11 protein-coding genes are annotated in these 12031 nt (G+C 32.7%); 10 read left to right on the forward strand and 1 reads right to left on the reverse strand.

What is annotated here, in order from left to right; all coding sequences use genetic code 11:
* Positions 1–136 precede the first annotated feature (136 nt).
* Both N4A35_13825 and N4A35_13830 read left to right on the forward strand, forming a co-directional pair.
* Complete coding sequence (locus tag N4A35_13825; protein MCT4582489.1) at positions 137–1648, forward strand: ATP-binding protein; 1512 nt, start codon at positions 137–139, stop codon at positions 1646–1648.
* 1 nt (position 1649) lies between these two features.
* The gene (locus tag N4A35_13830; GenBank protein ID MCT4582490.1) at positions 1650–2789 is read left to right on the forward strand and encodes a hypothetical protein; all 1140 of its coding nucleotides are present in this window, start codon (positions 1650–1652) and stop codon (positions 2787–2789) included.
* Positions 2790–2862: 73 nt separating this feature from the next.
* On the opposite strand, the gene N4A35_13835 is transcribed toward N4A35_13830, so the two are convergent.
* Complete coding sequence (locus N4A35_13835) at positions 2863–4209, reverse strand: DUF5103 domain-containing protein (GenBank protein MCT4582491.1); 1347 nt, start codon at positions 4207–4209, stop codon at positions 2863–2865.
* Positions 4210–4331: 122 nt separating this feature from the next.
* Between N4A35_13835 and N4A35_13840 the strand changes: the two genes are divergently transcribed.
* The 8 genes from N4A35_13840 to N4A35_13875 all read left to right on the forward strand — a co-directional run bounded on the left by N4A35_13840 (position 4332) and on the right by N4A35_13875 (position 11722).
* Positions 4332–5699 carry a Na(+)-translocating NADH-quinone reductase subunit A gene (locus N4A35_13840; protein ID MCT4582492.1) on the forward strand — a complete coding sequence of 456 codons (1368 nt, stop codon included), beginning with the start codon at positions 4332–4334 and terminating at the stop codon, positions 5697–5699.
* A 33-nt stretch (positions 5700–5732) separates the two neighbouring features.
* Complete coding sequence (locus N4A35_13845) at positions 5733–6938, forward strand: NADH:ubiquinone reductase (Na(+)-transporting) subunit B (GenBank protein ID MCT4582493.1); 1206 nt, start codon at positions 5733–5735, stop codon at positions 6936–6938.
* A gap of 2 nt (positions 6939–6940) precedes the next feature.
* A complete protein-coding gene (gene nqrC / locus N4A35_13850; protein ID MCT4582494.1) occupies positions 6941–7687 on the forward strand; it encodes an NADH:ubiquinone reductase (Na(+)-transporting) subunit C in 747 nt (248 codons plus the stop codon).
* A gap of 22 nt (positions 7688–7709) precedes the next feature.
* Positions 7710–8360 carry an NADH:ubiquinone reductase (Na(+)-transporting) subunit D gene (locus N4A35_13855; protein ID MCT4582495.1) on the forward strand — a complete coding sequence of 217 codons (651 nt, stop codon included), beginning with the start codon at positions 7710–7712 and terminating at the stop codon, positions 8358–8360.
* Positions 8361–8392: 32 nt separating this feature from the next.
* Positions 8393–9007 carry an NADH:ubiquinone reductase (Na(+)-transporting) subunit E gene (gene nqrE, locus N4A35_13860; GenBank protein MCT4582496.1) on the forward strand — a complete coding sequence of 205 codons (615 nt, stop codon included), beginning with the start codon at positions 8393–8395 and terminating at the stop codon, positions 9005–9007.
* Positions 9008–9038: 31 nt separating this feature from the next.
* The gene (gene nqrF / locus N4A35_13865) at positions 9039–10334 is read left to right on the forward strand and encodes an NADH:ubiquinone reductase (Na(+)-transporting) subunit F (GenBank protein MCT4582497.1); all 1296 of its coding nucleotides are present in this window, start codon (positions 9039–9041) and stop codon (positions 10332–10334) included.
* Between the two features lie 89 nt (positions 10335–10423).
* Positions 10424–10831 carry an energy transducer TonB gene (locus tag N4A35_13870; protein MCT4582498.1) on the forward strand — a complete coding sequence of 136 codons (408 nt, stop codon included), beginning with the start codon at positions 10424–10426 and terminating at the stop codon, positions 10829–10831.
* Positions 10832–10954: 123 nt separating this feature from the next.
* Complete coding sequence (locus tag N4A35_13875; GenBank protein MCT4582499.1) at positions 10955–11722, forward strand: exodeoxyribonuclease III; 768 nt, start codon at positions 10955–10957, stop codon at positions 11720–11722.
* The last annotated feature ends 309 nt before the right edge of the window (positions 11723–12031 follow it).

The following is a 12031-nucleotide window of genomic DNA, read 5'->3' on the forward strand; positions in this document are numbered from 1 at the left end:
TTGTCATGTAAAAACTGTTTTTTGTAGTTTTTGTTTTGTTTTGATGGTTATTTTTGAGTTAGTAAAAAAATGAGGCTATTATAGTTTATGGTTTTAAAATAAGATTAATAAACTAAAAAAATGTAAAAGATAATAGATGAAAAAAATTGGGTTTAGAAATTTACGGAGCCTTAGAGAAGTAGAAGATATTACTATAAGTCCTTTAACAGTTATTGTAGGAAAAAATAGTTCTGGTAAAAGTACTTTTTTAAGATCATTTCCATTATTAAAACAATCATTAGAAACAAAAACAAATAGTCCGATTTTATGGTATGATCCTAACTTGGTAGATTTTGGTAGTTTTAGTGAATGCGTTAATAATAAGGCAGGAGACGATGAGGGGATAGTGTTTCGGTTTAATTTTGATCTAAATACAAGAGATGTATTTGGTTTCTCTTTTATTCAGAGACGACAGAATGAGTTAGAAGCGAATGTGAACCTAAAATTGCATATAAAAAAAGAAAATGATAGAGAGTATATTAATTTAATTGAGTATGAGATAGATGAATCAACTATTAATATCCTAATAAATAAAAACTCTATAGTTGAAGATATTGTAATAAATAAAGTGGTTTATACCCCCAAAGCAGATTTGCAATCGATAACTCTTAATAAAATATTGCCACAGCTCTTTAGTAAAGAAAAAGATGGTATTAGTTATTGGGATGATGATGATGTTAATTTGTATCGAATTTTAGGGACTTTAACTAGAAAGGGGACAAAAAAAGAAACCCTTGAATTAATGCTTAGAAAGTTTGAGTTAGGTGGTTATGAAAAGTTTTACAAATCTCTCTTTTCAAAAGGTCTTCCTAAAACATGGAGAAATAAGTTAGAAGTAATAGAAAAAGACGATAAGATTTTAATAGAATTACATAATTATTTTTTACTATCCAATTTGAATTACATTTTAGAGCAATCAGATAAATATTTGAAGAGATATTTTGAAAGAGTGTATTATGTTGCCCCACTTCGTGCTACAGCTGAAAGATATTATAGACAGCAAGGGTTAGCTGTTGATACAATTGATTCTCGAGGGATTAATTTACCGATGTTTTTAGAAAGTTTAACTAGGCATGAACTTAATTTGTTTCAGAAATGGACTAGGGAGAATTTTCATTTTATACCAGTTGTTTCGAAAGTTGGAGGTCATCTGTCAATTAGTATAAGTATAAAAGACCAAACAATTAATTTAGCAGATACAGGTTTTGGTTTTTCACAAGTTTTACCAATAATCACTCAGTTATGGTCTTTGATGCAGAGGGATAGTGTGCGTAATCGTAAGGTTACAAAAACATTTGTTATTGAACAGCCAGAACTTCATTTACATCCCAGTATTCAGGCTTTACTAATTGATACTTTTGTTAAGGTTATTAATACTGCAAAGGATAATAAAGTTGATATCAGAATAATTTTTGAAACTCATAGTGAAACAATGATTAATAGATTGGGACAACATATAGCGTATAAGAAAATTTCAAGCGATAATATTAATGTTGTTGTTTTTGAATCGGATGGCTTCGAAACCAAAACTATAATAGGTAATTATGATAGTAAGGGGCGGTTAAGAAATTGGCCAATTGGGTTCTTTTACCCAGATAAAATCAGTTAATATGTGGTTTAAAATTCATGATTCTATTTTAGATTCAATTAATGAGGAGAATGGGGATATAAAACGAGATATATTGATCTCTATTGAAAATCTGGCTACTTCAATAAGGGAGGGTAAGCATCTTTTGTCTGGTAAAATAGAAGTGCTAGATTTTTTTTCTACCTTTTCTTTAATAAGTGAAAATGCTAGAGCAGTTTTTATTAAATTATATCACAATTATGCTACATCTAATTATGAAGACTTATTAGATGAGTATATAACTGTTTATTATGGTGATCCAATTTATGATAAAGGTAAATATTCTTTAAATATATTGGAGTTAAAGGATTCTCGTTATTTAAATAAGTCTACTTTGTTGACTGAGAATTTAATTGATACACGTTTATTTGAGAATATTGCAAATAAATATCTGAAGCATAAGGGAATAAATTTTATTTCTGTTAATCTGAAACGTGATGCAGGTGGAGGAAGTCAAACATCGGTAAAGTATGATGAAATAATAAAAACAAAAGAAGATATATGTTTATGCATATGTGATAGTGATGTCAAATACCCTGAAGGACCATTTGGTGAAACTTATAAAGAGCTTTGTAAGGTAGAACAAAGGAATGATTCTATTTGTAGTTTATATTGTTTAGAGGTTAGAGAGTCAGAAAATATTATACCTGATGTAATCTATTGTATGAATAAAAGCTACATAAATGAAGATTTTAAAGTTTTAAAATCTAATTATCCCTTTTTTATTGATTATAAAGAAGGTGTGACAGAAAAAAAACTAAAAAAATGTAATAAAAAATCCGAGTATTGGAATGTTTTATTAAGAAATGTAGAACTTCCTGTTTATGATAATGGTACAATTATTAGGGGAATGGGAAGTAAATTTTTGAAAAATGTTGGGGAAATTTTGGATGACGATTATATTCATAAATTGAAAAGGACTATAGATACAAAAAAAGAGTTGCGAAAAAAAAATAAAGAGATACCAGAGAATGTTATTTCTGAACTTGAGAAACACTTGGAGGTGTGTTTAGATCCATTTTCGTACATACCTAGTGTATATTATAAAATATGGGAAAAAATAGCATTAAAAGTTATTGTTTGGTGTTGTGGATCTTCAGGTTATAATGTCGGTTTTTATTAAGTGTTATTTTCTATTAGTTAATGAAAGTTATCTATCTCCCTTTCTCAATTTAACCCTTCCTCAAATAAAAAGCCTAAAACCCATCCCTCGAATTTACTATATAATACAACAATAGTCGATCATAAAAATCGCTAGGGTCAGCATAGTAGATTTTAAATGTATATTCATTTTCGGTGTCAAAATGTGTACCTTCAATCTTACTCAGTTCACCTGCTAGTTGTTTGTCGCTTTTATAGATATAGCTATAGTTATAATACCCTTGTTTTAAATATGCAGTACCTTCATAACAGCGGGTTGTGTAGTTATAGTTCATTTTATAATTTGGATCAATTTCCCAGTTGGTAAAACCACCATAAATGTATAGGTCTCCTTGGCTAAAAGGATCTCGATAAGGAACTGTAAAATGCACTTTAACATATTCAGACTCTAAGTGATTATCCGTTTGGTCAATTGTTTTGACAAGAAAGCGCCCGTTAATATCTTGGTATTCCAGGTATTTTTGGAAGGTTCTTTTGTTGTCGGGGATAAGATGAGCAATATAGCTTTTATCACCGCTCTCAATTCTAGCAATACGATCCGTTTTATTTCTTACAGTGGTGAGGTCTAGATGTCGGTATTCATTTCCCCCTTCAAATACATTTTCTTCATCATAGTTAAAAATCAACTCATCCTGTTTAGCATAGTTAGGTTTAAGGTATTTACAAGGGTTATCCGTTCTGTGATTCTGTTCAATGACTACTTTTAAATTACTAAAAGGGTTGATGATCAGGTTAGGGGCAAAGAGAAGATTAAAGTCAATTTCCTGTTTGTAATACTTGTCATCCAAATTGGTGGGGTATTTGACATCAGGTACAACTTGAACATTGTTTTCTGTAACATAAAAACGATGGGTTAATACAATGTTTTCAGGTTCATTCTCTTTATAAACAGCTATGGCATAATTTCCAGACTTTATCATTCGAATGTTTTCATTAGGAAACTCCAGTTCATAGTGAACATATTGTTGAATGGTATTGTAAGACTGTTTAAACTCTTCGATATAGTTGTCGTTAAAGCCATCAATATATTCCATATCGTCTAAGTCGCTAGGAGACCAGTCTTCGTTACAGTGAATCAAACGATATTGAAAAGTTTCGAAGTCACTGTCTAGTACATCAAAGTGAAATTCAAATACTTCATTTGAGTTTAGTAGAATGACAGGATCTGAGAGGTCTAAGTTCTTTTTATATAGTAAAACAGAAGAGATATTAGCTCTATAAGTTTTAGAATGAATATAATCAGGAAGCGTTAAGTTGACAGGGGAAGTAGTTGGAGAAATTGTATTTTCCTTATTGATAGTAGAATTTGAACGACCAATTGTACAGCTAAAACTACTAAGAATTAAACTAGAGAGAAGGATAATTAGTTTTGATATAGTCATTTTAATGTCATTCTATTTAGAAACGTTCTAAATTGGTTTGTATTGATTGATTAGGTTACAATAGTTACAAAAGTAAACAACTATTTTTTACTTTTGTTGCGAAAATTTTGAAAAATAACTGTATGTCAAAAACGATAAAAATTCGTAAAGGATTGGATATCCGTTTGAAAGGGGAGGCAGAAAAGGTAAAAGTAGATGCTCCAGTAGCAAAAACTTATGCTATCAAACCTACCGATTTTCACGGGCTAATTCCTAAAATGATCAAGAAGGTTGGAGAAGAAGTAAAAGCTGGAACGCCTATCTTTTTTGATAAATATAGAGACCAAATACAATACGTTTCACCTGTAAGTGGTACAGTAAAAGAAGTCAAGAGAGGTGCGAAGCGTAAGATCTTGGAAGTAATCATCGAAGCAGATGCTACTATAGCATACGAAAAAGCAGAGGTAAAATCCGTTGATTCGTTGTCAAAAGAAGACGCAAAGGAAATGTTATTAAAAGGAGGGTTATGGCCAATGCTAAAAATGCGTCCTTTAGATATCGTAGCAGATCCAAAAGATGAGCCAAAAGCAATCTTTATCTCAGGTTTCGATTCACATCCTTTAGCACCAGATTACGATTTCTTAATGCATGGAAACGACGCTGCTTTTCAAGCGGGGATTAGCGTTTTATCGAAATTGACAACTGGTAAAGTCAATTTACAGTTAAGAGGAAAGACTCCAGCAGATAAAGCATTCTCAGCAGTAAAAGGAGCAGAGATCAATAAAGTGTATGGCGTTCATCCAGCAGGAAACGTTGGATTCCAAATTCACCACATCAACCCAATCTCAAAAGGAGAGGTTGTTTGGGTCGTTAATGCACAAGATGTAGCGATTATTGGTAAGTATGCGATGACTGGTGAGTATGATGCAACAAAATATGTCGCATTAACAGGATCAGGAGCAACCAATAGAAAATATTACAAAACAATTATAGGAGCTGAGCTTTCAACCATTTTTAATGGAAATGTAAAAACAGAAGATACCCGTTTAATCTCTGGAAATCCATTAACAGGAGTAAAAGTTGAAGCAGCAGATAGCTACCTAGGATTTTACGATTATCAATTAACTGCTTTACCAGAAGGAAACAAATACAAGTTTTTCTTAACAGAAGGGTGGTTAGGATTAGGTTTTAGTAAATTCTCAGCGTCAAGAGCATACCCAACTTGGATCATGCCAAAATCTAAACGTTACGATTTAGATACAAACTTAAACGGAGAAGAAAGAGCATTTGTAGTATCAGAGCAATACGAAAAAGTATTCCCAATGGATGTTTATCCAGTTCATTTATTGAAATCAATCATAGTTAATGACATTGACGCGATGGAGAGCTTAGGGATTTATGAAGTTGCACCAGAAGATTTTGCATTATGTGAATTTGTATGTACATCAAAAATAGAATCACAATCGATAGTAAGAAAGGGATTAGATGTTATACGTGAAGAATGTATGTAATCAACTTTAGATAAAATTAAAAAATAGAATAAAGTGAAGTTTTTAAGAAATATATTTGATAATGCTCATGCAGCATTAAATAAGTCGGAAAAAACAAAAAAGTATTTTCCACTTGTTGATGCATTTGATACATTAATGTTTACACCAAATCATACAACGAAAGGTGGAGCACATGTAAGAGATGCAATAGATTTAAAGAGAACAATGATGATGGTAATCATGGCATTAGTACCAGCTCTTTTAATGGGGATGTACAATGTAGGATACCAACATTACTTAGCTCAAGGAGTCGCTGAGCCAGTATTTATGGATGCTTTTTTACACGGGTTACTTAGAGTATTACCGTTAATCGTAGTGTCTTATGGAGTTGGTTTAGGGATAGAGTTTATTTTTTGTATTAAAAATGGACACGCTATCCAAGAAGGATTCTTAGTCTCAGGGATGTTAATTCCATTAATCATGCCTATCGATACGCCACTATGGATGGTAGGTGTAGGTACAGCATTTGGAGTTGTAATAGGAAAAGAAGTTTTTGGAGGAACAGGAATGAATATCATGAACGTTGCCTTGACAGCAAGAGCATTCTTATTCTTTGCTTATCCAACTAAGATGTCAGGTAATGAGGTTTGGATATCAGGATTCAAAGGGATGAAAACCGACGGAACATTGGTAGATGGAGTTACGGGAGCTACACCACTAGGAGAATTAGCAGCAATTGGTAAAGAAGGTGCAACATTTACTTCATTAGATCAGTTTACAGCAGCAGGACACGAAATGGGAGACTTGTTGTTAGGTTTATACCCTGGGTCAGTTGGTGAAACGTCTGCAATTGCTATTTTAATTGGAGCAGCATTGTTATTAAAAACGGGTATTGCAAGTTGGAAAGTAATGTTATCTTTCTTTGTCGGAGGATACTTAATGGCGTTAACGTTCAACATGATTGGCGGGAGTGATTACTTCGAATTACCAGCAATCAAGCAAGTGTTATTAGGAGGATTCATGTTCGGTATGGTATTCATGATTACAGATCCTGTTACAGCAGCACAAACAAGTACAGGGAAATACATTTATGGATTCTTAGGAGGATTCTTAGCAATTCTAATTAGAGTTGTTAACCCAGCTTACCCAGAGGGAGTAATGTTAGCTATCTTAATAGCAAACGTATTTGCTCCATTAATCGATCACATGGTCGTAAGTGCGAATATTAAAAGAAGATTAAAAAGAGTTAAAACAGCGTAATCATGGCAATTAACAGAGAAAGTAACGGATATACAATACTATTTGCAGTTATTATGGTAACTGTAGTAGGAGGAATATTAGCTTTTTTAGCAACAGCACTTAAGCCAGCTCAAGAAGCGAATGTGAGAAACGAGAAAATGCAGAATATTCTTCAAGCTATCGGAATTGAAGCTACTGATGGAATTTCTAGAAAAGATGCAGGGACTAAATTCAACGATTATGTAGTTGAAAGAGTAACATTAGATTTTGAAGGAAATGAAATCAGTCGTAAGACAAACAAAGAAACTATTGAGGGAGAAGACGATGCATTCAACATTGACTTATTAAAAGAGTACAAAACAATCAAGGCAAAAGAAGAAAGAAATTATCCTTTATTCATTTGTGAAGCTGATGGAGAACGATTTTATGTTGTTCCTGTATTAGGAAAAGGATTATGGGCTGCAGTTTGGGGATATGTTGGACTAAAGGAAGATGGGACAACAATCAACGGAGCTGTTTTCGATCATAAATCAGAAACTCCAGGATTAGGAGCCGAAATTTCTAAAGATTTCTTTGAAAAACAATTCATTGGAAAAACAATTGATGAAGCAGGTAAGTATGCGCCAATCAAAGTGTTAAAACCAGGATTAGAATTAGGAATCCACGAAGTTGATGGAATTAGTGGAGGTACATTTACAAGTGTAGGTGTAAAAGAAATGTTGGAAAGAACACTAGTTGTTTATTACGACTATTTTAAAAACAAAAAATAATCACTTAGAAATTAGATAAGATATGAGCGAAGTAGCAAAAAAAGAGCCTTTATTTTCTAAGCAAAATAAAAAGTTAATTACAGATCCTTTAAACGATAATAACCCTGTAACCATTCAGGTATTAGGGATTTGTTCTGCATTAGCAGTAACAGTACAGATGAGCAATGCAATTGTAATGTCTGTTTCGGTAATGGCAGTATTGGTATTAGGAAACGTTATTGTATCAATGATGCGTAATTTAATTCCTAGTAAGATTCGTATTATTGTTCAGTTAGTTGTTGTTGCAGCATTGGTAATTATTGTGGATCAAGTACTAAAAGCATACGTATATGATGTGTCAAAACAGTTGTCAGTATTCGTAGGTTTGATTATTACCAACTGTATCATCATGGGACGTTTAGAAGCATTTGCTTTAGGTAATAAACCTTGGGCTTCTGCATTAGATGGAATCGGAAACGGATTAGGATATGGAATTGTATTAGTAATCGTAGCATTCTTCAAAGAGTTATTCGGATCAGGTAAATTAATGGGGTACGAAGTGATTCCAGAAGGAGTTTACGAGTTTGGATACATGAACAATGGTTTGATGTTATTACCACCATCTTCGTTGGTAATTGTAGCGATCTATATCTGGGTACAAAAATCAAGAAACCCTAACTTAATTGAACACTAAAAAAGAAAGTAGAATTATTTAAAAGTAGAGAAATGGAATTAATTAATTTATTTATTAGAAGTGCTTTTGTCGATAATATGATTTTCGCTTTCTTCTTTGGAATGTGTTCATATTTGGCAGTTTCTAAAACTGTTAAGACAGCAGTAGGTTTGGGAGCAGCAGTAATCTTCGTATTAACGGTTACTATCCCAGTTAACTATTTATTAGAGAACTATGTATTAAAACAAGGAGCATTAACTTGGTTAGGAGATGAGTATGCTGATTTTGACTTAAGTTTCCTAAGTTTTATTATGTTTATTGCAGTTATTGCATCTATTGTACAGTTGGTAGAGATGATTGTAGAAAAATTCTCGCCATCGTTATATGGAGCATTAGGGATTTTCCTACCATTGATTGCGGTAAACTGTGCGATATTAGGGGGAGCATTATTTATGCAAGAAAAGCAATTTCCAACTATTTTACACGCAACAACTTATGGATTAGGTTCAGGTGTAGGTTGGTTTATAGCAGTAGTCTTAATTGCTGCAATTAGAGAGAAAATTAGATATTCACACGTTCCAGGTCCATTAAGAGGAGTAGGTATGGCATTTATCCTAACAGGTTTGATGGGATTAGCTTTCCTAGGATTTATGGGATTTGAACTTTAAAAACTGATTGCGAATTTAGAAAAGATTAATTATGGTAAAAACAATAATAATAACAGTAGCAGTATTCTTAGTCGTAGTATTAGTTTTGACTGCATTGCTTTTATTTGTTAAAGCAAAACTTTCTCCATCTGGAAAAATTAAAATTACAATTAATGGAGATAAAGTAATCGAAGTTGATGGTGGTAATACACTGTTGACGACTTTAGGTTCTGAAGGGATTTTCTTACCATCAGCTTGTGGTGGTGGAGGTACATGTATTCAGTGTACTTGTCACGTACATTCTGGAGGAGGAAGTATTCTTCCAACTGAGGTTCCTCACTTCTCTAGAAAAGAAATCGCCAATAACATGCGTCTTGGTTGCCAAGTTAAGGTAAAAGAAGACATGGAAATTGAGATTGAAGAAGAAATCTTAGGAATTAAGGAATGGGAAGCTACTGTAGTATCTAACTATAACGTAGCAACATTCATTAAAGAATTTATCGTTGAGATTCCAGAAGATATGGATTATAAAGCAGGAGGGTATATCCAAATTAAAATCCCTGCTTGTACAATCAACTATAAAGATATGGACATTACTGCCCATCCTCAAGATCATCCAGGTGAACCAAACAAATTCCAAAAAGATTGGGATAAATTTGGATTATGGCCATTAGTGATGAAAAATGATGAGGAGGTAGTTAGAGCATACTCTATGGCTTCTTACCCAGCTGAAGGAAGAAGAATTATGTTGAATGTTCGTATTGCTACTCCACCTTGGGATAGAGCGAATAATGCTTGGATGAATGTAAATCCAGGTGTAGCATCATCATATATCTTTAACTTAAAAGAAGGTGATAAAGCAATTATCTCTGGACCTTACGGAGAATTCTTTATCAACGAGTCTGATGCAGAGATGTTATATGTTGGTGGTGGAGCTGGAATGGCGCCAATGCGTTCTCACTTATATGAATTATTCCATACAATGAAAACGGGACGTAAAGTAACGTATTGGTATGGAGGACGTTCTAGAGCTGAGTTATTCTACTTACACTACTTTAGAGATTTGGAAAAACATTTCCCTAACTTTAAATTCTATTTAGTACTATCTGATGCATTACCAGAAGATAACTGGATAGAGAAAAAAGATATTCACGATGAAGAAGGAGATGGATTCTTAGGGTTTGTGCATAATGCTGTAATAGATCAGTATTTGTCAAAGCATGATTCACCTGAAGATATAGAGTTCTATTTCTGTGGACCTCCATTGATGAACCAAGCAGTTGTAAAAATGTGTGACGATTGGGGAGTACCACCTGAGAATGTAAGATTCGATGATTTTGGAGGGTAAACCAACACTTCAATAACTATATTTTAAATCCTCAAAGCTTAAGGCTTTGGGGATTTTTTTATGGTTTAATTTTTGAGACTTATTTTGATATGAACCATATTTTGCTTATTTCATTACTGTTATTCTCAACGTTTTTTGTAGCTCAAGAACCTCAAGGTGATACTACAATTTATCATGAGGTTGGTATTGAAGCTTCTTTTAAGATAGATAGAAGTAAAGTGTTACGTTATTTTGGAGAGAATGTAACTTATCCCAAGTTTGAGAACGAACATATACAAAGTCTTTTTTTTGTGAAGCTTACAATAGAAAAAGATGGTAGCGTATCAAATGTGAATCCAGTTGAATATTTAAACCATCCGACCAAATATGATTGCGGTTTTGTAAATGAGAATAAAGCTGTTTTTTTGAATATGCCAAAATGGAATCCAGCTATGAGAAATGGAGAGCCTGTACGATCAATTTATGTATTCCCTTTTCGTATTTGTGTAGGAAGATAAATGCAGTTGCTCGGTCAACTATTGTGTAACTAAATTAAGTACCCTTACTATAAACTTATAAAAGTTAAGAGTCAAATATTATGCTTAACTTCGACATTAATAAACAACATCAATAATATAAATATGAAAAAGATAATTTCTTGGAATTTAAATGGAATAAGAGCAGTAGCAAAAAAGGGCTTAGTAGATATTGTTCATGAGTTGGATGCTGATATTATTTGCTTTCAAGAAACAAAAGCACAAGATGATCAAGTCTTGGAAGCTTTAGACGGTTTGAATGGATATACTGTTTATTCAAATAGTGCGATAAAAAAAGGATACAGTGGAACAGCTATTTTAACAAAAGAAAAGCCGTTGAATATTATTAATGGCATAGGAATAGAAGAACACGATACCGAAGGGCGTTTAATTACTGCTGAGTTCGAAACCTATTATTTGTTGACCACTTATGTGCCTAATAGTCAAGGAGGATTAAAGCGATTGCCTTATCGTATGCAGTGGGATGCAGATTTATTGGCTTATATGCAAGAATTAGAAAAAAATAAACCTGTTATTATTTGTGGAGATATGAATGTTGCACATCAGCCTATTGATTTAAAGAACCCTAAATCAAACTTTAATAAAACAGCCGGTTATACAGAGCAAGAAATAGAAGGGATGGATAATTTTTTAAAAGGAGGATACACAGATTCCTTTAGACATTTTTATCCTAATGAAATAAAATATTCTTGGTGGAGCTATCGAATGGCAGCAAGAGATAGAAATATAGGTTGGCGTTTAGATTATTTTTTAGTGAGCGATAAAATTATAGATAAAACAAAAGATGCTTTTATATTAAATGATGTTTTTGGTTCAGATCATTGTCCTGTTGGAATAGATATAGAACTATAAATACAGAAAATAAAAAATAAAAAGCAGGTTATTACCCGTTATTTAAAATAAAAGCTCCAAAAAAGTAAAATAATTTTTTGGAGCTTTTTGTGAGTATAAGGGGAGGAGTTTTAGGAGGTATAAAAAAAAGGCAAAAAAAACTTTAGGTTGTAACTTTCTTTTAGACAGTGTTTTAGTGTTTAGTGTGAGAATAAAAACAAAAAAAGTTTGTTTTATTTCTTGCTGAAAAGAAAATGTTGTGTATCTTTGCACCCGCTCTACAAAACAACGGTTTTATTAACAGGGCGAGATTAAAAAATAAAATTTAAA

This window comes from Flavobacteriales bacterium, assembly GCA_025210295.1.
Taxonomy (GTDB): Bacteria; Bacteroidota; Bacteroidia; order Flavobacteriales_D; family Parvicellaceae; genus S010-51.

Coding starts and splice junctions, on each gene's coding strand:
- nqrE (MCT4582496.1), top strand. CDS start 8,393: ATGGAATTAATTAATTTATTTATTAGAAGTGCTTTTGTCGATAATATG.
- nqrC (MCT4582494.1), top strand. CDS start 6,941: ATGGCAATTAACAGAGAAAGTAACGGATATACAATACTATTTGCAGTT.
- N4A35_13840 (MCT4582492.1), top strand. CDS start 4,332: ATGTCAAAAACGATAAAAATTCGTAAAGGATTGGATATCCGTTTGAAA.
- N4A35_13875 (MCT4582499.1), top strand. CDS start 10,955: ATGAAAAAGATAATTTCTTGGAATTTAAATGGAATAAGAGCAGTAGCA.
- nqrF (MCT4582497.1), top strand. CDS start 9,039: ATGGTAAAAACAATAATAATAACAGTAGCAGTATTCTTAGTCGTAGTA.
- N4A35_13870 (MCT4582498.1), top strand. CDS start 10,424: ATGAACCATATTTTGCTTATTTCATTACTGTTATTCTCAACGTTTTTT.
- N4A35_13825 (MCT4582489.1), top strand. CDS start 137: ATGAAAAAAATTGGGTTTAGAAATTTACGGAGCCTTAGAGAAGTAGAA.
- N4A35_13855 (MCT4582495.1), top strand. CDS start 7,710: ATGAGCGAAGTAGCAAAAAAAGAGCCTTTATTTTCTAAGCAAAATAAA.
- N4A35_13835 (MCT4582491.1), bottom strand. CDS start 4,209: ATGACTATATCAAAACTAATTATCCTTCTCTCTAGTTTAATTCTTAGT.
- N4A35_13830 (MCT4582490.1), top strand. CDS start 1,650: ATGTGGTTTAAAATTCATGATTCTATTTTAGATTCAATTAATGAGGAG.